General features: G+C 72.1%; 20 protein-coding genes. 6 read left to right on the forward strand and 14 right to left on the reverse strand.

The features are described from left to right. Nucleotides 1-41: 41 nt before the first annotated feature. A complete protein-coding gene (locus tag IE294_RS30910) occupies nt 42-410 on the reverse strand; it encodes a four-helix bundle copper-binding protein (protein ID WP_014673115.1) in 369 nt (122 codons plus the stop codon). 85 nt (nt 411-495) lie between these two features. Further along, a complete protein-coding gene (locus IE294_RS30915; protein WP_268252821.1) occupies nt 496-1653 on the reverse strand; it encodes an acyl-CoA dehydrogenase in 1158 nt (385 codons plus the stop codon). Between the two features lie 201 nt (nt 1654-1854). On the opposite strand from IE294_RS30915, the gene IE294_RS30920 reads away from it, so the two are divergent. Next, a complete protein-coding gene (locus tag IE294_RS30920; protein WP_189891526.1) occupies nt 1855-3198 on the forward strand; it encodes a UDP-glucose dehydrogenase family protein in 1344 nt (447 codons plus the stop codon). A gap of 91 nt (nt 3199-3289) precedes the next feature. Here IE294_RS30920 and IE294_RS30925 read toward each other — a convergent pair whose 3' ends face one another. Continuing rightward, the gene (locus IE294_RS30925) at nt 3290-3796 is read right to left on the reverse strand and encodes a CGNR zinc finger domain-containing protein (protein WP_189891528.1); all 507 of its coding nucleotides are present in this window, start codon (nt 3794-3796) and stop codon (nt 3290-3292) included. Nucleotides 3797-3883: 87 nt separating this feature from the next. Between IE294_RS30925 and IE294_RS30930 the strand changes: the two genes are divergently transcribed. After that, nucleotides 3884-4252, forward strand: coding sequence for a VOC family protein (locus IE294_RS30930; protein WP_189891530.1), 369 nt, complete (start codon nt 3884-3886; stop codon nt 4250-4252). A gap of 21 nt (nt 4253-4273) precedes the next feature. After that, nucleotides 4274-4666 (forward strand): VOC family protein, encoded by a 393-nt coding sequence (locus IE294_RS30935; RefSeq protein ID WP_189891532.1) that lies wholly within the window; start codon nt 4274-4276, stop codon nt 4664-4666. A 57-nt stretch (nt 4667-4723) separates the two neighbouring features. On the opposite strand, the gene IE294_RS30940 is transcribed toward IE294_RS30935, so the two are convergent. From IE294_RS30940 to IE294_RS30950, 3 genes are read right to left on the reverse strand one after another with little or no spacing between them, the layout of a single operon-like run. Beyond that, a complete protein-coding gene (locus IE294_RS30940) occupies nt 4724-5917 on the reverse strand; it encodes a dipeptidase (protein WP_373315873.1) in 1194 nt (397 codons plus the stop codon). A gap of 5 nt (nt 5918-5922) precedes the next feature. Beyond that, nucleotides 5923-6447 carry a 5-(carboxyamino)imidazole ribonucleotide mutase gene (gene purE, locus IE294_RS30945; RefSeq protein ID WP_189891536.1) on the reverse strand — a complete coding sequence of 175 codons (525 nt, stop codon included), beginning with the start codon at nt 6445-6447 and terminating at the stop codon, nt 5923-5925. Continuing rightward, complete coding sequence (locus IE294_RS30950) at nt 6444-7583, reverse strand: 5-(carboxyamino)imidazole ribonucleotide synthase (RefSeq protein WP_189891538.1); 1140 nt, start codon at nt 7581-7583, stop codon at nt 6444-6446. Before IE294_RS30950 ends, purE begins: the two co-directional genes overlap by 4 nt. A gap of 182 nt (nt 7584-7765) precedes the next feature. Between IE294_RS30950 and IE294_RS30955 the strand changes: the two genes are divergently transcribed. Then, the gene (locus IE294_RS30955; RefSeq protein ID WP_189891540.1) at nt 7766-8269 is read left to right on the forward strand and encodes a GtrA family protein; all 504 of its coding nucleotides are present in this window, start codon (nt 7766-7768) and stop codon (nt 8267-8269) included. A gap of 13 nt (nt 8270-8282) precedes the next feature. Here IE294_RS30955 and IE294_RS30960 read toward each other — a convergent pair whose 3' ends face one another. Both IE294_RS30960 and IE294_RS30965 read right to left on the reverse strand, forming a co-directional pair. Then, complete coding sequence (locus tag IE294_RS30960; protein ID WP_014673125.1) at nt 8283-9554, reverse strand: sensor histidine kinase; 1272 nt, start codon at nt 9552-9554, stop codon at nt 8283-8285. 35 nt (nt 9555-9589) lie between these two features. After that, nucleotides 9590-10267, reverse strand: coding sequence for a response regulator transcription factor (locus IE294_RS30965; protein WP_030653180.1), 678 nt, complete (start codon nt 10265-10267; stop codon nt 9590-9592). A gap of 491 nt (nt 10268-10758) precedes the next feature. Between IE294_RS30965 and IE294_RS30970 the strand changes: the two genes are divergently transcribed. Further along, a complete protein-coding gene (locus IE294_RS30970; protein WP_189891542.1) occupies nt 10759-12264 on the forward strand; it encodes a peptide MFS transporter in 1506 nt (501 codons plus the stop codon). Nucleotides 12265-12355: 91 nt separating this feature from the next. On the opposite strand, the gene IE294_RS30975 is transcribed toward IE294_RS30970, so the two are convergent. The 6 genes from IE294_RS30975 to IE294_RS31000 all read right to left on the reverse strand — a co-directional run bounded on the left by IE294_RS30975 (nt 12356) and on the right by IE294_RS31000 (nt 18394). Further along, nucleotides 12356-13642 (reverse strand): hypothetical protein, encoded by a 1287-nt coding sequence (locus IE294_RS30975; RefSeq protein WP_373315870.1) that lies wholly within the window; start codon nt 13640-13642, stop codon nt 12356-12358. Continuing rightward, complete coding sequence (locus tag IE294_RS30980) at nt 13639-14757, reverse strand: hypothetical protein (RefSeq protein ID WP_189891544.1); 1119 nt, start codon at nt 14755-14757, stop codon at nt 13639-13641. Before IE294_RS30980 ends, IE294_RS30975 begins: the two co-directional genes overlap by 4 nt. A gap of 122 nt (nt 14758-14879) precedes the next feature. Beyond that, nucleotides 14880-15914 (reverse strand): COG1470 family protein, encoded by a 1035-nt coding sequence (locus IE294_RS30985; RefSeq protein WP_229917442.1) that lies wholly within the window; start codon nt 15912-15914, stop codon nt 14880-14882. A 228-nt stretch (nt 15915-16142) separates the two neighbouring features. Further along, nucleotides 16143-16829 carry an LPXTG cell wall anchor domain-containing protein gene (locus IE294_RS30990; RefSeq protein WP_189891546.1) on the reverse strand — a complete coding sequence of 229 codons (687 nt, stop codon included), beginning with the start codon at nt 16827-16829 and terminating at the stop codon, nt 16143-16145. 176 nt (nt 16830-17005) lie between these two features. Further along, nucleotides 17006-17584 (reverse strand): ATP-binding protein, encoded by a 579-nt coding sequence (locus tag IE294_RS30995; protein ID WP_189891548.1) that lies wholly within the window; start codon nt 17582-17584, stop codon nt 17006-17008. Nucleotides 17585-18016: 432 nt separating this feature from the next. Next, nucleotides 18017-18394, reverse strand: coding sequence for an STAS domain-containing protein (locus IE294_RS31000; RefSeq protein ID WP_189891550.1), 378 nt, complete (start codon nt 18392-18394; stop codon nt 18017-18019). A gap of 246 nt (nt 18395-18640) precedes the next feature. On the opposite strand from IE294_RS31000, the gene IE294_RS31005 reads away from it, so the two are divergent. Beyond that, nucleotides 18641-19537: an RNA polymerase sigma factor SigF gene (locus tag IE294_RS31005; RefSeq protein ID WP_189891552.1), complete on the forward strand. Its 897-nt coding sequence runs from the start codon at nt 18641-18643 to the stop codon at nt 19535-19537. Nucleotides 19538-19646: the final 109 nt, after the last annotated feature.

Below are 19646 nucleotides of genomic sequence, written 5' to 3' on the forward strand. Positions count from 1 at the left end.
AGGGCACCCCGCGGGGTGCCCTCGGCCGTGCCGGGGCGGGCTCACATGCTGGCGCCCGCCATCGCCCGGCAGGTCTCCGCGCAGCGGCGACACGCCTCGGCGCAGCGCATCATCATCTCGTCGTCGGGCATGGACATACACGCCTCGGCGCACATGTCACAGGCCCGCGCGCAGACGGCGCACATCTCGCCGGCCATGGGCGAGCGCCGCATCATCATGTCGGCGCACATGCGGGTCGTCTCGGAGCAGTCCATGAGCGCGCGCATGATCTGCATCTGCGCCTGGCCGCCCTGCTGCATGCAGGAGCTCATGGCCTCCTCGCAGATGTTGTGGCAGTCCATGCAGGCGTCGATGCAGTCCTGCATCTGCTGCGTGAGGGCGGGCATCATTCCGGACTGGGACTGGGTCATGGCTCCTCCTCGGAGGCAGGCGGGACCCGGGGCGGGGCCCGTGTGCTTCCGTCCTACGCCGGGGAGCGACGTCCCGCATGTCGGGTTACGGCAGGTTGCGGGCCATGACGATGCGCTGGACCTGGTTCGTGCCCTCGTAGATCTGGGTGATCTTGGCGTCGCGCATCATGCGCTCCACCGGGTAGTCACGGGTGTAGCCGTAGCCGCCGAGGAGCTGGACGGCGTCGGTGGTGACCTCCATGGCGACGTCCGAGGCGAAGCACTTGGCGGCGGCGCCCAGGTAGGTGAGGTCGGCGTCACCGCGCTCGGAGGCGGCGGCGGCCTGGTAGGTGAGGGCGCGGGCCGCCGAGATCTTCATGGACATGTCGGCGAGCATGAACTGGATGCCCTGGAAGTCGGCGATCGGCTTGCCGAACTGCTTGCGCTCCTGGACGTAGCCCTTGGCGTAGTCGAAGGCGCCCTGGGCGACACCGAGGGCCTGGGCGGCGATGGTGATGCGGGTGTGGTCCAGGGTCTTCATGGCCGTCATGAAGCCGGTGCCCTCCTCGCCGATCATGCGGTCGGCGGGGATGCGGACGTTGTCGAAGTAGACCTCGCGGGTCGGGGAGCCCTTGATGCCGAGCTTCTTCTCCGGGGCGCCGAAGGAGACGCCCTCGTCCGACTTCTCCACGACGAAGGCGGAGATGCCCTTGGAGCGCTTCGAGGGGTCCGTCACGGCCATGACCGTGTAGTACTCGGAGACGCCCGCGTTGGTGATCCAGCGCTTCACGCCGTTGAGCACCCAGTGGTCGCCGTCGCGGACCGCCTTGGTCTTCATGCCGGCCGCGTCGGAGCCGGCCTCCGGCTCGGAGAGGCAGTACGAGAACATGGCGTCGCCCTTGGCGAGCGGCGTCAGGTACTTCTTCTTCAGCTCCTCGCCGCCGGAGAGGATCACCGGGAGCGAGCCGAGCTTGTTCACGGCCGGGATGAGGGAGGAGGAGACGCAGGCGCGGGCCACCTCCTCGATCACGATGACCGTGGCGAGCGCGTCGGCGCCGGCGCCGCCGTACTCCTCGGGGACGTGCACGGCGTGCAGGTCGTTCGCCACGAGGGCGTCGAGGGCCTCCTGCGGGAAGCGGGCCTCCTCGTCCACCGCCGCGGCGTAGGGCGCGATCTTCGCCTCGACCATGGAGCGGACGGCGTCCCGGAGCATGTCGTGCTCCTCGGACGGGCGGTACAGGTCGAAGTCAGCCGATCCGGCCACGGTCTCTCACGCTCCAAAGACGCAGTGATACTGACGCTAATTACCGTTAAGTAACTGAATTTTAGAGCCCCCGTGTGAACCCGCCTACGTGAGCTTGGTGACAGCGGGGAAGCTGCCCGCCGAGCGGCCCGACTATGCTCAGGCACCGCATGACCGAGCATGACCGAGCAGGACCGACGGACCGGAGCTGGAGCGCACCCCATGAGCCTGAAGATCACCGTGATCGGCACCGGCTACCTCGGCGCCACGCACGCCGCGGCCATGGCCGAACTGGGCTTCGAGGTGCTGGGCCTGGACGTCGTACCCGAGAAGATCGCCATGCTGGAGCGCGGCGAGACCCCGATGTACGAGCCGGGGCTCGAAGAGCTGCTGCGCCGGCACGTGGCCGGGATCGAGGGGTCCACCGGGCGGCTGCGGTTCACCACGGACTGGGCCGAGGTCGGCGCCTTCGGCGATGTGCACTTCGTGTGCGTGAACACCCCGCAGAAGCACGGCGAGTACGCCTGCGACATGAGCTACGTCGACTCCGCCGTCGCCTCCCTCGCCCCGCATCTGCGCGGCCCCGCCCTGGTCGTCGGCAAGTCGACCGTGCCGGTGGGCTCCGCCGACCGGCTGGCCGCCTACCTGGCCGAGCACGCCCCGGCGGGCGGCGACGCCGAGCTGGCCTGGAACCCGGAGTTCCTGCGCGAGGGGTTCGCCGTCCAGGACACCCTGCACCCGGACCGGATCGTCGTCGGTGTGCGCAGCGAGCGCGCCGAGAAGCTGCTGCGCGAGGTGTACGCGGGCCCGGTCGGCGAGGGCACGCCGTTCGTGGTCACCGACTTCCCGACCGCCGAGCTGGTGAAGACGGCCGCGAACTCCTTCCTCGCGACCAAGATCTCCTTCATCAACGCGATGGCGGAGGTGTGCGAGGCCGCCGGCGGTGACGTGGCGAAGCTCGCGGAGGCCATCGGCCACGACGACCGGATCGGCCGCAAGTTCCTGCGGGCCGGCATCGGCTTCGGCGGCGGCTGCCTGCCCAAGGACATCCGGGCGTTCATGGCCCGCGCGGGCGAGCTGGGCGCCGACCAGGCGCTGACCTTCCTGCGCGAGATCGACTCCATCAACATGCGCCGGCGCGGCCAGATGGTGGAGATGACCCGGGAGGCGCTCGGCGGCGGCTCCTTCCTCGGCAAGCGGGTGGCGGTGCTCGGCGCCACCTTCAAGCCGGACTCGGACGACGTCCGCGACTCGCCCGCGCTGAACGTGGCCGGCCAGATCCACCTCCAGGGCGGCCAGGTGACCGTGTACGACCCGAAGGGCATGGAGAACGCCCGCAAGGTCTTCCCGACCCTGGGCTACGCCGGCTCCGCGCTGGAGGCCGCCCGGAGCGCCGACGTCGTCCTGCACCTGACCGAGTGGCGCGAGTTCCGCGAGCTGGACCCGGTGGCGCTCGGCGAGACGGCGGCGGCCCGGGTGATCCTCGACGGCCGCAACACCCTCGACCCGGAGCTGTGGCGCCGGGCCGGCTGGACGTACCGCGCGATGGGCCGTCCCAAGGCGTAGGCGCCCGAGGCCCGTATGGCGACGCCGGTTCGGCCGAGGCTCAGTCGGCCGAACCGGCGTCTGTCCGCATTCTGCACCACACCGCCGCCGCTCACGCGCCCTTCGCCCGGTACCGGCGCATCTTCGCGCGCGCCCCGCACACCTGCATCGAGCACCAGCGTCCGCGCCCGGCGGGGCTGCGGTCGTAGTACGCCCAGTGGCAGGTCTCGGCCTCGCACGCCTTGAGCCGGGTCCAGGTGCCCGCGACGAGCGCCTCGGCGACGGCGGCGGCGACCCGGGAGAGCAACGGGTCCGCGTCGGCGGGGGCGAGGCGGGCCGAGCCGTCGTGGTCGTCGACGGCGACGTACAGCGGGGCGCGTACCAGCAGGGTGCCCAGCGGGGTCACCGGGCGGTGCGGCGGATGTCCGGCGTGCGCGAGCAGCGCTGCCCGCAGCGACTCGCGCAGCTCCCGGGCGTCGGCCAGCCCCTCCTCCGCTATCCCGAGGCGGGCGCGGCCCTCCGGCGTGTCCAGCCCGTCCGCGCCCGACTCGATGTCCAGGGTGTTGACCAGGGACTCGATCAGGGCCAGGCCGCCGGGAGCAGCCGATCTCTCGCTCATGCTTGCGACGTTACCCCCTATACCGGGAGCATGCAGTAACGGTTACCGGTTACCCGTCTCCACAGGTAACGCTACGAGGAGGTAGTCATGGCTCTCGCCAAGCTCGGTGTCGTCGTCCTGGACTGTCCCGACCCCCGCGCGCTGGCCGGTTTCTACGCCGGTGTGCTGGGCGGCACGGTGGAGGAGGACCCCGCGGACAGCGCGTGGGTGGACCTGAAGGTGCCCGGCGGGGCGGCACTGGCCTTCCAGCGGGCGGAGGGGTTCGTGCCGCCGGAGTGGCCCGCGGCGGACCGGTCGCAGCAGTTCCACCTGGACCTGGTGGTGGAGGACCTGGACGCGGCGGAGAAGGGCGTGCTGGAACTGGGCGCCAAGCCGCTGGACGCGCAGGACCGCGAGCGGACCTTCCGTGTCTACGCCGACCCGGCGGGGCACCCGTTCTGTCTCTGCGCCTGCTGACCCGTCCCGGAGGAGGACCCCATGGCGTCCGTGGCCCGTTTCCGCAACGTCGTGCTCGACTGCCCCGATCCGCACGTGCTGGCCGCCTTCTACGCGGCCGTGGCCGGGGGAACCCCGCGGCCGGAGGACGACGACTGGGTCGTGCTCCAGGTGCCGGACGGGCCGCGGATCGCCTTCCAGCGGGCCGAGGGACACACCCCGCCGGAGTGGCCGCGCGCGGACCGCAACGGCCAGCAGCTCCACCTCGACTTCGACGCGGGGCCGACCTGGGCGGACCTCGACGCGGCGCACGAGCGGGTGCTGGCGCTCGGCGCCCGCCCGCTGGACCTTCAGGACCGCGAGACGAAGGACTTCCAGGTGTACGCCGACCCGGCCGGGCATCCGTTCTGCCTGTGCCGGATCGAACGGTCGTGACGCTCCGGGAACGCCCGCCTCGGTGATCCTGGCCTTCGCCGGGCGGGCGTACCCCGGTCAGTTCGCGTCGCGCGGGCCGTCCAGCGACTCGATCGTGGCGAGGGACGGCGCGCGGGTCGCCTGGAGGTCCCGGGCGACGTCCTCCGCCGCGCCGAGCACACGCACCGCGTTCTGCCAGGTCAGCTTGGCCAGGTCGGCCTTGGACCAGCCGCGGTCCAGCAGTTCGGCGAGCAGGTTCGGGTAGCCGGAGACGTCGTTCAGGCCGTCCGGGGTGAACGCGGTGCCGTCGTAGTCGCCGCCGATGCCGAGGTGGTCGATCCCGGCGACCTCGCGCATGTGGTCCAGGTGGTCGGCGACCGTGGACACCGTGGCGACCGGGCGCGGGTTGCGCTCCTCGAAGGCCCGGTGGATCTTCATCGCCTCGGGGCTGGTGTCCAGGGAGTGCATGCCGTGGGCGCGCAGGTTCTCACTGGCCGCGGCCGTCCAGTCGACGGCGGCCTGGAGCACGAACTTGGGCACGAACGTCACCATCGCCACGCCGCCGTTGGCGGGCAGGCGTTCCAGGACGTCGTCGGGGATGTTGCGGGGGTGGTCGCACACCGCGCGGGAGGAGGAGTGGGAGAAGATCACCGGCGCGGAGGTGGCGTCCAGCGCGTCGCGCATCGTCGTCGCCGCCACGTGGGAGAGGTCGACGAGCATGCCGAGGCGGTTCATCTCCGCCACGACCTCGCGGCCGAAGGCGGACAGCCCGCCCACGCCCGGCTCGTCGGTCGCGGAGTCGGCCCAGTCCACGTTGTCGTTGTGGGTGAGCGTCATGTAGCGCACGCCGAGCGCGTACAGGCCGCGCAGGGTGCCGAGCGAGTTGGCGATGGAGTGCCCGCCCTCGGCGCCCATGAGCGAGGCGATACGGCCCTCGCCGCGCGCCGCCTCCATGTCGGCGGCGGTCAGCGCGGGCGCCAGCGCCGCCGGGTAGCGGGCCAGCAGCTGCCGGACGCAGTCGATCTGCTCCAGCGTCGCCGCGACCGGATCCGGCTGCTCGCAGGGCACGTACACGGACCAGTACTGGGCGCCGACCCCGCCCGCGCGCAGCCGCGGCAGGTCGGTGTGCAGCCGCTCGCTCCGGTCACCGGCGATGTCCAGGGCGTCCAGGTCGTAGCCGACCTGCTCGCGCAGCGCCCAGGGCAGGTCGTTGTGCCCGTCGACCACGGGGAACTCGCGCAGCAGCGCGTGTGCTTCGTCGAGGGTGGCCACGGCGGTCACTTCCCGAAGCCGAAGCCGCTGCCCGCGCCCTCGACCTTGGAGCGCAGCCGCTTGCCCTTCTCGGTGGCCTGGTCGTTGAGGTCCTGCTGGAAGTCGCGGATCCGGTGCAGCAGGTCCTCGTCGTGCGCGGCGAGGATGCGGGCGGCGAGGAGACCGGCGTTGCGGGCACCGGCGACGGAGACCGTGGCGACGGGGACACCGGCCGGCATCTGCACGATGGAGAGCAGGGAGTCCATGCCGTCCAGGTACTTCAGCGGCACGGGCACGCCGATGACCGGCAGCGGGGTCACGGAGGCGAGCATGCCGGGCAGGTGGGCGGCGCCGCCCGCACCCGCGATGATCACCTTCAGGCCGCGGTCGGCGGCCTGCTCACCGTACGTGATCATCTCGCGGGGCATGCGGTGCGCGGAGACGACGTCGACCTCGTAGGCGATCTCGAACTCGTCCAGGGCCTTGGCGGCGGCTTCCATGACGGGCCAGTCGGAGTCCGACCCCATGACGATGCCAACAACGGGGCTCATTCGGTGATGGTGCCTCTCAGGTAGCCGGCTGCGTGACGGGCGCGCTCCAGCACGTCGTCCAGGTCGTCGCCGTAGGTGTTGACGTGTCCGACCTTGCGGCCGGGCTTCACGTCCTTGCCATACATGTGGATCTTGAGCTTGGGGTCACGGGCCATGCAGTGCAAGTACGCGGAGTACATGTCCGGGAAGTCGCCACCCAGGACGTTGACCATCACGGTCCACTTGGCGCGCGGGCGCGGGTCGCCCAGCGGCAGGTCCAGGACCGCGCGGACGTGGTTGGCGAACTGCGAGGTGATCGCGCCGTCCATGCTCCAGTGGCCGGAGTTGTGCGGGCGCATCGCCAGTTCGTTGACGAGGATGCGGCCGTCGCGGGTCTGGAACAGCTCGACGGCGAGGTGCCCGACGACGCCGAGCTCCTTGGCGATGGTCAGCGCCATCTGCTCGGCGTGCAGCGCCAGGTCCTCCTCCAGGTCCGGCGCGGGGGCTATGACCGTGTCGCAGACGCCGTTGACCTGCTGAGACTCCACCACCGGGTAGGCGACGGCCTGGCCGTGCGGGGAGCGCACGACGTTGGCGGCCAGCTCGCGGACGTAGTCGACCTTCTCCTCGGCGAGGACGGGCACGCCGGCGCGGAACGGCTCGGCCGCCTCCTCGGCGCTGTCCACGACCCACACGCCCTTGCCGTCGTAGCCGCCGCGGACCGTCTTGAGGACGACCGGGAAGCCGTCGCCCTCCTCGGCGAACCGGACCACGTCCTCCGGGTCGCTCACGATCCGGTGCCGGGGGCAGGGGATGCCGATCGCGTCGAGCTTCGCACGCATCACCCCCTTGTCCTGGGCGTGCACGAGCGCGTCCGGCCCCGGGCGCACGGGGATGCCGTCCGCCTCCAGGGCGCGCAGGTGCTCGGTGGGCACGTGCTCGTGGTCGAAAGTGATCACGTCACAGCCACGCGCGAACTCGCGGAGCGTGTCCAAATCGCGATAGTCGCCGATGACGACGTCGCTCACGACCTGCGCCGCGGAATCCTGAGGAGTGTCACTGAGAAGCTTGAACCTGATGCCCAACGGGATGCCCGCCTCGTGCGTCATACGCGCGAGCTGACCCCCGCCGACCATGCCGACTACCGGGAACGTCACACCCCTAGCGTATCGGCCACGCGGAGGCTGCCGGATCGCGTCCCTCTCACGGACTCTTACCCGGTGCTTCCCCGCCTCTTTCCGACCTGTTTCCACGGCGTGGCCCGGTCCACGGGCACCGGCGATCCCGCCCGGCTAGCATGGCGGGGTTGAGGAAACCTACCGACGGGAGCTGCACAGCCATGGAACCTCGTTCCTCGGGGCTGCAACGGCTCGTACGCGAGGTGGTCAAGTTCGGTGCCGTGGGCGGTGCCGGCGTCCTCGTCAATCTCGGCGTCTTCAACCTGGTCCGGCACGTCTCCGACCTGCCGGTGGTGCGGGCCAGCATCATCGCGACGGTCGTGGCCATCGTCTTCAACTACGTCGGCTTCCGTTACTGGACGTACCGGGACCGCGACAAGAGCGGGCGCACCAAGGAACTCACGCTGTTCCTGCTGTTCAGCGCGATCGGCCTGGTGATCGAGAACGGCGTGCTGTACCTGGCGACCTACGGCTTCGGCTGGGACAGCCCGCTCCAGAGCAACGTCTTCAAGTTCGTCGGCATCGGCGTCGCGACCCTCTTCCGGTTCTGGTCGTACCGCTCCTGGGTGTTCCGGGCGATGCCCGCCCGCGAGACCGTGTCGAGCGCGGAATCGATTCTGGAGCCGGACCCGACGAAGCGGACGCCCAAGCAGCACGTGCCGTAGGCGCGCGGACCGGCTAACGGACCGTCGGCTGTTCGTCGTCCGGGGTGCGTGCCGGGGGCGTGCGCGAGAGGAACAGGCCGAAGACCGGGGGCTGCGCCTGGAGCAGCTCCAGCCGTCCGCCGTCGGCCTCCGCGAGGTCCCGGGCGACGGCCAGGCCGATCCCCGTGGAGTTCCGTCCGCTGATCGTGCGCTCGAAGATCCGCGCGCCGAGGTCGGCCGGCACACCCGGCCCCTCGTCGGTGACCTCGATCACGGCCTGGTTGCCGGTGACCCGGGTGCGCAGGGCGACGGTGCCGCCGCCGTGCATGAGCGAGTTCTCGATCAGCGCGGCCAGCACCTGGGCGACCGCGCCCGGGGTGCCCACCGCCTGGAGGTGCCGCTTGCCGGAGCTGACGATGGCCCGGCCGGCGCTGCGGTAGGCGGGCCGCCACTCGGCGAGCTGCTGCTGGATGACCTCGTCCAGGTCGAAGGTGACGGCGGAGCCGGTCCGCGGGTCCCTTGAGTTCGTCAGCAGCCGCTGCACGACGTCCGTCAGCCGCTCGACCTGCGTCAGCGCGATGGTCGCCTCCTCCTTCACCGTGTCCGGGTCGTCGGTGAGGGTGATCTCCTCCAGCCGCATGGACAGCGCGGTCAGGGGCGTGCGGAGCTGGTGGGAGGCGTCGGCCGCGAGGCGCCGCTCGGCCGTCAGCATGCGCCCGATCCGCTCGGCGGAGGCGTCCAGCACATCGGCGACCCGGTCCAGCTCGGGGACGCCGTACCGCTTGTGCCGGGGGCGCGGGTCGCCGGAGCCGAGGCGTTCCGCGGTCTCGGCGAGGTCGGTCAGCGGGGAGGCGAGCCGGTTGGCCTGCCGTACGGCGAGCAGCACCGCCGCCACCACGGCGAGCAGCGCGACCAGCCCGATGATCAGCAGGGTCCGGCCGACCTCGCGGGTCACCGCGGAGCGGGGCTCCTGCACGGTGACCGTCTCGCCCTCCTCGCCGCGCTGCGTGTAGTGGATGGTGTCGCCCTCGGGCTTGGTCCCGATCTCGATGGGCGGCTTGCCGGGCATGCGGATGACCGCGTACTGGTCCTTGCTGACCGGGTTGCGCAGCACGTCCGCGTTCACGTTCTCCGCGGCGAGGATCCGGCTGTCCACGATGCTGGCCAGCCGCACCGCCTCCGACTCGACCCGCTCCTGGGCGCTGTTGCCGATCGTCCGCGTCTCGACGATCACCAGGGACACGCCGAAGACCGCGATCACCACGAGGACGACGGCGAGGGTGGACTGGATGAGACGTCGGCGCATGCTCCGTTACCTGGGGTGCTCGCTGGGGCCCGGACTCAGCTCTTCTCGAACCGGAAGCCCACGCCACGCACCGTCGCGATGTACCGGGGGTTCGCCGCGTCGTCGCCCAGCTTCTTGCGCAGCCAGGAGATGTGCATGTCCAGGGTCTTGGTGGACGACCACCACGTGGTGTCCCAGACCTCGCGCATCAGCTGGTCCCGGGTCACCACCCGGCCCGCGTCCCGCACCAGCACCCGCAGCAGGTCGAACTCCTTGGCGGTGAGCTGGAGTTCCTCGTCGCCCATCCAGGCGCGGTGCGACTCGACGTCGATCCGCACCCCGTGCGTGGCCGGCGGCTGCTGCGGTTCGGCGGCGCCGCGCCGGAGCAGGGCCCGCACCCGGGCGAGCAGTTCGGCGAGCCGGAACGGCTTGGTGACGTAGTCGTCGGCGCCCGCGTCCAGGCCGACGACGGTGTCCACCTCGTCGGCCCGCGCGGTCAGGATGAGGATCGGCACGGTGTGACCGTCGGCGCGCAGCCGGCGGGCGACCTCCAGGCCGTCCATGCCGGGCAGGCCCAGGTCCAGCACGACCAGGTCCACGCCGCCCTGCATTCCGGCGTCGAGCGCGGCGGGTCCGTCCTCGCGCACCTCGACCTCGTAACCTTCCCGGCGCAGGGCGCGGGCCAGCGGTTCCGAGATGGACGCGTCGTCCTCGGCGAGCAGTACACGGGTCATGAGGTGATGGTAGACCGCCCGCGTGCGGTGCCGGGGCGTGATCGCCACCCCGGCCTCTTACCTTCGTATGCTGCTGGTACGAACCATTGACCTGGGGATGCGATCGTAGAAGAGACCTTCGATCCGGTCCCGTGGTCCCCGCGACACCTGTGATCCCTGTCTCAAGTCCTTCCATATCCGGCGGTGTGCTGCCGTATGGTGATCTGAACGCCTGTAGTACACCGGGGACCTTTGGCGGGCATATGACGCTGAGGGTCTTCTTTGTGTGCGGGCTGGTCCAGACCAGCCTTGAAAGGAATGACCTCTGGCCGGGCTCCGGACGCGGTGACGCGTCAGGGGCGTGGATCCCGGTGGTCGCCGTCCGCCGCTCCGCGATCCGGGGCGGACTCCCCCTGGGCGTGGGGGTGGCCGGCCGACCCCGCCGGTGCCGGCCGACACCCCCACCGGGCGCGCAACGCTCCACCGCGCGTCCCGACCAGCAAGGAACGACCATGGCGTCCAGCCTGACGAAGGACTCGGTCCGACCGGGCACCCCCGGTTCCGAGAAGACCTTCTTCGGCCACCCCCGCGGACTGGCCACTCTCTTCATGACCGAGATGTGGGAGCGTTTCTCCTACTACGGCATGAGGGCCCTTCTCCCGCTGTACCTGGTGGCCCCGGGTGGCCTGCACCTGAGCGCGGGCACGGCGACGGCGATCTACGCCGTGTACCTGTCGCTCGTGTACCTGCTCGCCCTGCCCGGCGGCTGGTTCGCCGACCGCGTCCTCGGCCCCCGCAAGACGGTCGCCGTCGCGGGCCTGGTCATCATGCTCGGTCACCTGTGCCTGGCGCTGCCCGCCGCCGCGAGCTTCTTCGTCGGCCTGGTTCTCGTCGCCATCGGCTCCGGTCTGCTGAAGGCCAACATCTCCACGATGGTCGGCCACCTCTACGACGGCCCGGAGGACCCGCGCCGGGACGGTGGCTTCACGCTCTTCTACATCGGCATCAACCTCGGTGCCTTCGTCGCCCCGCTGGTCATCGGCACCGTCGGTGAGAACGTCAACTGGCACCTGGGCTTCGCGCTGGCCGCGCTCGGCATGGCGCTGGGCCTCGCCCAGTACCTGCTCGGCGGTCGCCACCTGAACGCCAAGAGCAGCGAGGTCCCGACCCCGCTGACGCCCGCCGAGAAGGCGTCCACCCTGCGCAAGGGCCTGATCTGGCTGGCCATCGCCGCGGTCTTCTACGGCGTCGTCGGCGGCACCGGCCACTTCACCCTGAACTGGGCGCTGATCCCGCTCACGCTCATCGGCCTGATCGTGCCGATCCTGGTCATCTCCCGGATCCTGCGCGACAAGGACCTGGAGCCGGCCGAGCGCTCCAAGGTGTCCGCGTACATCTGGTTCTTCGTGGCCGCCGCCGTCTTCTGGATGATCTACGACCAGGGCGGCTCCACGCTCTCGCTGTTCGCCGAGAAGAGCGCCGACAACACCATCTTCGGCTGGGAGTTCCCGGTCTCCTGGTACCAGTCGGTCAACCCGGTCATGATCATGGCCCTCGCACCGGTCTTCGCCTGGCTGTGGCTGTGGCTGAACAAGCGCGGCAAGGAGCCGAGCACGATCGTGAAGTTCGCCTCCGGTCTGGTGCTGGTCGGCGCGTCCTTCTTCGTCTTCCTCGCCCCGCTGTCGATCGCCGAGGGCGGTCACAAGGCCGCGGCGATGTGGCTGGTCGCGATCTACTTCGCGCAGACCGTCGGTGAGCTGACGCTGTCGCCGGTGGGTCTGTCGGTGACCACGAAGATGGCGCCGAGGAAGTACGCCTCGCAGATGATGGGCGTCTGGTTCCTCGCGGTGACCGCGGGCGACTCCGTCACCGCCCTGCTGTCGAACCCGGCCGTCGGTGGCGTCAACCTCGACAAGATGGGCTTCGTCGCCCTGGAGGCCGTGCTCGCCGTGGTCGCGGGTGTCGCGGTGTGGATGTACCGCGGCAAGGTGAAGAAGCTGATGGGCAACGTGAACTAGCCCTCGGGCCCGGCCGGGAGGGCCGCCGCACCCAGGGGGGTGCGGCGGCCCTTCCGCTGTGCGGGGAACCGCTGAGCGCCGACGGGGTGGGCTATCGCGTGCCGCGCCTCGGCAGCACCGTGAACACCGCCGCCCCCAGCAGGATCGCCGTGCCCGCCACCAGGCCCAGGGCCTTCAGGGCGCCGTGGTCGCTCGCGCCGGTCTCGGCGAGGCCGCCGTCGCCGCCGTCGGTCGTGGCGGAACCCGAGGAACCGCCCGACGTCGACGTGCCGCCCGCCGCGCCGCCCGGCTGCTCCGTCGTGTCCAGGGTGAGCGAGACGGCCGTCTTCACCGGCGTGCAGGTCGTGGTCGTACCGAGCGCCTTGACCGTCAGCACGCCCGGGGACAGCGTCGAGGTGCCGCTCGCGCCGGGCTTGTAGGTGCCCGTGAGGTCGGGGATCCCGATCGGGTCGCCGGACTTGACCGGGTTCGCGTTCGTCGGCCCCTCCACATGCACCGTGCCCTTGTCGGCGCCGCCCAGCACGACCTCCATGGACGGCTTCACGGAGTCCTTCGGGATGTCGGCGGGGCTGTCCATCACCGACTTCTTGAACCGCACGGTGAGGTCGTAACCGCCGCCGCTCTTCTTCGCGTCGATCTGCACCGGCGAGGTCGCGCTCTTGTCGCCGATCGGGGTCTTGCAGGCGTACGGGATCTGCACTTCCTTGCCGGTGAAGTCGGTCTGCCCGGTGCCGCCGGTCGCCGTGGGGGTGGCGGTGGCGGATCCGGTCGGCGTGGCGGATCCGGTCGGCGTGGCCGAGTGGGTGGGGGTCGCACTGGACGTGCCGCCACCGCCCGCCGTCACCTGGATCGTCGCCGCCTTCTGCACGGCCTCCTTCGGCGCGCACTTGGTGTCGGTGGACATGGCGTTGACGGTGTACGCGTCCGGCGTCAGCGTCACCTCGCCGGCCGCCGTCAGCTTCAGGCTGCCCTTCATGGCGGACAGCACCATGTTCCCGCCCTTGGGGATCGCCGGGTTCTCCCGCGGGCCCTCCATCGCGATGTCGGCGCTCTGCGCGCCGGCCGCCTTCAGCACGCCGGACGGCTGGACCGAGTTCGCGGGCAGGTCGATGATGTCCGGGTTCTTCGAGGCGGCCTGGACGAACTTCCACCCGATGTCCACCGTGTCGCCCACCTTGGCCGTGGCCGGCGCGGTGATCTCGACCTTGGTGGTGCCGTCGACGGGGTCGATGCCCGCGGGCGGCACGCAGTGGGTGGCGTACGACACCTCGGCCGCCTGCGCGGGGGTCACCGCCGCGCCCAGCAGGACGCCCGCCGCACCGAGCACCAGCAGGGCGCCCGTGCCCCCGGCCGCTGTGCCTCTCCTTCGCTTGCTCACGTGGGTCCCTTCCTGGTGGGAGTGGTGGGAGTCGTGGGACTCGCCGGTCTGTCGTCGTGCGGTGCGGAGGTCTGGCCGGCCGGGCCGCCCGGAGCGGAATGGGGGACGAACCACGGCAGGGTCGGGGCGGCCGGGTCGGCCACGGGGGCGGTGGCGGCCGGGGGCCCGGCGGAACGGGAGCGCGGGAGCAGGCGGCGCAGGCGCGGGCCCAGGAGGGGACGGGGGCTCTGGGCGGTGGACCGGTGCGGGCGATGCCGACGGGGCCGGACCCGGTCCACCACGGCCATCCCGGCGCGGAACAGGGCGGCCGGGACGACCAGGCAGAGCAGGATCCAGAAGAGCGTCACGCCCCAGGGCCGGCCCACGCCCCACGGTTGCTCGGCGAGCACCCGGCCGCCGTACTTCAGCGTCACGGTGTAGTCGCCGTGCGCCCCCGCCGACAGCTCGACCGGCAGCTTGATCCGTGCCTTCTTCCCGGGCGCCAGGGTGCCGTGCCACTGCCGCTCGTCCCACTCGGGGGCGAAGACGCCGTGCGCGGTGCCGACCTGGAACACCGGGTTCTCGATCGGGCCGGTGCCGGTGTTGCCGACGGTGAGGACCAGGGTGCGGCCGGGTGGCGCGCCGAACCAGGTGAGCAGTCCGCCGGCCCCGGCCAGCCGGGTGTCGGACAGCACCGCCAGCCGGCCCGCGGAGCGCTCGGCGGGCAGCGGGGCCACGGGATGGCCGGCGACCTCCAGGACGGCGTCCGCCTCGGCCTGGGCGCCGGTCACCGTGGCCACGTGCACCACGCAGGGGCAGGGCACGGGAGGTTCGGCGACCGGCAGTTTCCGGCGGAAGGCACCGTCGGCGCCGGTGGTCACGGCCCGGCCGTCGCCGTTCGCGCAGGAGTTGGTGCCGCCGACGACCCCTCGTGCCGGGGTGGCCCGCCCGCACACCAGCACCATGAGCAAGGTGCGGGGCCGCCAGCCGCTACCCCTGACGGCGACCGAGCCACCGGCACCGGCCTGAACCGGCGACACCTCGACGACCGGCCCCTCGGCGGCCCGCACCTGCCCGGCGGGCCCGCCGAGGGCCACCAGCAGCGCACCGGCCACCGCCAGGGCGACCCACCTCACGACAGCACCCGCGCCCGCTCGCCGACGCGAGGCCGGTGTCCGGGCCGGTCCCGCACGCCGTCCGGCACCGGCCGCACCGGTCGCCCGGCGCCGGTCCGGTGTCCGGGCCGGCCGCACGCGCCTCACGACACCGCTCCCGTCGGCTCCACCGCGCCGGGTCGTGGTCCGGGGCGTGCGGGGCGGCGGCGCCGGTGGCGGGTCCGGAGCAGTACGGCCGCACCCCCCGCCGCCACCGCTGCCGCGCCGCCGGTCACCGCGCCCCACGGCACGTACGCCGCCGTGGTGCCCGTCGTGTCGTGCGCGCCGCCCGCCGCCGTCACCGTCAGCCGTACGCGCACCCGGTCCAGCACCGGCCGGCCGGGCCACGGCTCGCTGAGCGTGCGCCGGGCGCCCGGGGCCAGCCGGACCGGCAGGGTGCGCGGGGCGCGGTCCAGGACCCGGCCGAAGAGTCCGTCGGCGCGCACCGCGAGCTTCGGTACGAGAACGGTCGTACCCCGGTTGACCAGCTCGTACGTGATCCGGTCGGCGTGTACGGCGGGATGCTCGACGGTCAGCGCGGCAAGCGACGGGCCGCTCACGCGCAGCCACACCCGCACGGTCGCACCACGGCCGTGCGCGTCCCGCACGACGATCGCGCCGGTGCGGTCCCCGGGCGCGGCACCCGGTGGCACGGTCAGCGTGAAGGGCACCTCGGCACGGGTGCGGGGCGGGACCCGCAGGCCGCTCCGGGCGAAGACCGTCGGCACACCGGTGCCGCGCAGCCGGACCGTGACCGGCGTCCGGCTCCGGTTGGTCACGGACACGCTGTCCCGCAGGACCGTCCCGGGGGCGCCCTCGGCGTAGAACGCGGCGCGCCCGGCGCCCAGGGGCGCGACCGACCAGCCCCCGGACCCGGCGAACGCTCGCGGGGCGCTGGTCAGGAGGACGAGCGGCAGGAGCAGGGTGACGAGCGCGAGTGGGGTGCGGGAAGGGTGGCGGGTGCTGGGGGTGCCGGCGGTGCTCGTGCTGGGAGTGCGTTGGGTGCTGGGCGTGCCGGCGGTGCTGGGGGCGCTGCGGGTGCGGCGGGTGTCCAGGGCGAACGGCGCCGGTGAGGTGCGCGGCTCGGAGAAGGCGCGTGGCGAGTGGGGCGGGCCCGGCACACGGGCGGCGGGCGGCATGGGCGGCTCCAGCGGGGGTGGCCGGACGGTTCGGGAGAGGTGGCCGGACGGTTCAGCGGGGGTGGCCGGAGGTGCGGCGGCCGGGGCCCGGGGCGACGGGTGGCGGTCCGGTCGGGGCCTGGCGGCGGTGCGCGGTCGGCCGGGACAGGGGTGCGGCCGGTCGGCTCCGACACGGTTGCGCCGGACTGGCCGGCCCGTCCCGACGGGGCCCGGCGTCTGCCCGACCGGTCAGCGCCGAGCGGTCTGACCCCGTCGGGTCAGCCACAGCGTGCCCGCCGCGCCCGCGAGGAGGACCGTGCCGCCGAGCGTGCCGAGCGCGACCGCGGAGTCCTCGGGGCCGGTCTGCGGAAGCTGCCCGGCGGAGGAGGTGCCACCCGATGTGGACGATGACGATGACGAGCCGCCGGGCGCTGTCACGTCCAGGGTCAGGGACGGCCCCGGACCGTTCGTCGGCGTGCAGGTCGTCGTCGTACCGAGCGCCTTGATCGTGAGCGTGCCCGCCGTGAAGGTGACCTTGCCGCTCTTCTTCGGCGTGTAGGTGCCGCTCAGGTCGCTGATCTTGATCGGCGTGTCGGCCGGGATCGCCGCGTCGTTGGCGGGTCCGCTGACCGCGAGCGTGCCACTGCCGGCACCGCCCAGCCTGATCGTGGCGCTCGGGCTCATCGCCCCCTTGCCGAGTTCGACCGGGCTGGAGGAGACGCCCTTCCGCCAGGACATGGTGATCTTGTAGCTACCGCCGCTCCTGACGCCCTTGATGTCGATCGGCGAGACGGCGCTCTTGACCCCGATCGGCGTCTGACAGCGGTAGTTGACGTCGACGACGTCGGCGTGGGCCGTCGGCGCGGCCAGCAGCACCGCCGAGCCGGCCAGGGCCGCGGCGGACGCGAGCGCGGCGGTTCGTTTCGGGTACGACACGGTCGGCCCACCCCATCCATTCCTGACGGCATATCAGATTTGGCCGTCAAGGTACGCCCGGGGTCGCGAGGAAGGAAGACACGTCACACGCCGGAGTTGTGGTGATCCGGCGTGCGCGAAGCGGTGTCGGAGTGGAGGCGGGGACCCGAGTGCTCCCGGGTGGCCTCCACCGGTGCTCAGGCGGGAGCGCCCAGTTCCGCCCAGACCGTCTTGCCCGGCGTGCCGGCGGCGCGGACCACGCCCCAGTCCAGGCACAGCCGCTGCACGATGAACATGCCGTGCCCGCCGGGCCGGCCGGCGCGGTGCGGGGTGCGCGGGGCCGGCTGGCCGGCGCCCCGGTCGGAGACCTCCAGCCGGATCACCTTGTTGTCGCAGGCGAGGAGCAGTTCGTCGGGGCCCTCGGCGTGCAGGCAGGCGTTGGTGACCAGTTCGGAGACCACGAGCAGCACGTCCTCGGCGGCGGCCCGCCGGTCGGCGGTGGCGGCGGGCAGCCAGCCCCATGCGTACAGCGCCTGGCGGGTGAAGTCGCGGGCGAGCGGGACGACCCCGCTCTCGCCTTCCAGGCGCAGCCTGCGGACCTGCCGGCCCCGGGGCTGCGGGGCGCCGTCGGCCGGGCCCGGCGGCCCGGACGGCACGGACGGCGCGGCTGCCCCCGTGGCCGCGCCGACGGTCGGCGCAGCCCCCTCGGACGCCCCGGAAGCGCCGCTGGGCTCCGGGCCGCGGTCGCCCGGCGAGTAAGGCCGGGTGGTGCTCATCAGCGCTTCACCTCACCGATTCGCCAGTTCACGATTCAAAAGTCCGGTCAATAGTCCGGCCGTGGTCTCGGGCCGGTCAGTCCTGTCGAAGGCCCGGCACCGTCGGCACCCTGGGCCCCGTCCGGTCGGGATGTCGTCCGCACGCCACCCGAACGTCGTCGTCCGCGCGCCGTCCGCACACCGCCCGGCGGCCGTCCGCACGCCGCCCGGCCAGGAGATCCATACCCGCCCGTCCGCCGGACGCACGCCCCGTCCCGGGCGCCCTCCGGCCACCGGTGCCCGGTGGACGGCCGACAGCCGGCGGAATGCCTCCCGCCTTCTTCTGCCCTCTCCTGCCCGACCGATCCGACGGAACACCCCCCGTTTTGGACGTGATGCATGTAACGCCCACGAGAAGCGGCGAGGGACCGGACCGGACGCCGGGGCGGCGGATCAGTCGGCACCCTCGGCCAGGGCCGCCTCCAGGGAGTCGTGGACGGTGAAGACCGCCTCGGCCCCGGTGATCTCGAACACGCGGGCGACCACCGGCAGCATCCCGGCCAGGTGGACCCCGCCGCCGGCGGCCTCCGCCTTCAGGCGGGCGCCGAGCAGGACGTTCAGCCCCGTGGAGTCGCAGAACTCCAGGCGTGAGCAGTCCACTACGAGCCGCGAGAAGCCCTTGGCCAGGAGGTCGTCGAGGGGCTCACGCAAAAGATCGGCGGTGTGGTGATCGAGCTCACCCGCCGGTGTCACAACGGCGCTGGAGCCCTCTTCCCGCACCTCCACCAGAAGCCGGCCCGACTGTGCGCTGCCGACCGTCCCGTGGTCCATGCCGTCTCTCTCCCGAGGTCGTGGCTGCTGATGCCCTCGAACATTACGCCTTCCATGCGCACTCCGACACCCGAACATCCGCGCAGAAACGGACATATAGCTACAGAACGCACTTGCGACTCGCTCGGTGCAGCGGGTAGGGCTAGTAAGGACACACACCCCTACACGCCGGCTTCGGAGGCGCCGCACACCGCAGTGCACGTACTGGCTTCGGCAGCCATATGCCGAGAACGATGGAGGACACCCATGTCACCCCGGCTCGACGCATCGCCTACCCCGCTCGCGACGTCGACACCCCCACCGGAACAACTGGATCATCCCATCGGCCCCCTCGACCCCTTCGAGGGACTCCCGGAGATCCCCCCCTACGACGAGATCGGCGCGGTCGACGCGCGGGCCCTGTCCAAGACCCTCTTCGAGCGCCTGGAGTCGCTGGAGGAAGGGACGCACGAGCACGCGTACGTCCGCAACACCCTCGTCGAGCTCAACCTCGCGCTCGTCAAGTTCGCCGCCTCCCGCTTCCGCTCCCGCAGCGAGCCGATGGAGGACATCATCCAGGTCGGCACCATCGGCCTGATCAAGGCGATCGACCGCTTCGAACTCTCCCGCGGCGTCGAGTTCCCCACCTTCGCGATGCCGACCATCATCGGCGAGATCAAGCGGTTCTTCCGTGACACCTCGTGGTCCGTGCGCGTCCCGCGCCGGCTCCAGGAGCTGCGGCTCGACCTGGCCAAGGCCGGCGACGAGCTGGCGCAGCAACTGGACCGCGCCCCCACGGTCGCGGAACTGGCCGAGCGGCTGGGCATCTCCAACGACGAGGTCGTCGAGGGCATGGCCGCCTCGAACGCCTACACCGCCGCGTCGCTGGACGCCCAGCCGGAGGAGGACGAGTCCGAGGGCGCGCTCGCGGACCGCATCGGATACGAGGACCACGGGCTCGAAGGCATCGAGTACATCGAGTCGCTCAAGCCCCTGATCGCCGAACTCCCGCCCCGGGACCGCAAGATCCTCTCCCTGCGGTTCGTGGCGAACATGACCCAGTCGGAGATCGGCGAGGAACTCGGCATCTCCCAGATGCACGTGTCCCGGCTGCTGTCGCGCACGCTGGTACGGCTGCGCAAGGGGCTGACGCTGGAGGAGTGAGCTCCGCACGGAACTCGCGCTTCCCCGCACTGCGGTGAGCGGCCCGGCCGGAATGCCGGGCCGCTCCGCCGTCCCGTCACCCACCGCGCCGGGTGCCGGGTGCCCAGCG

It is taken from the genome of Streptomyces canarius (genome assembly GCF_014650735.1).
Lineage (GTDB): Bacteria > Actinomycetota > Actinomycetes > Streptomycetales > Streptomycetaceae > Streptomyces > Streptomyces olivaceoviridis.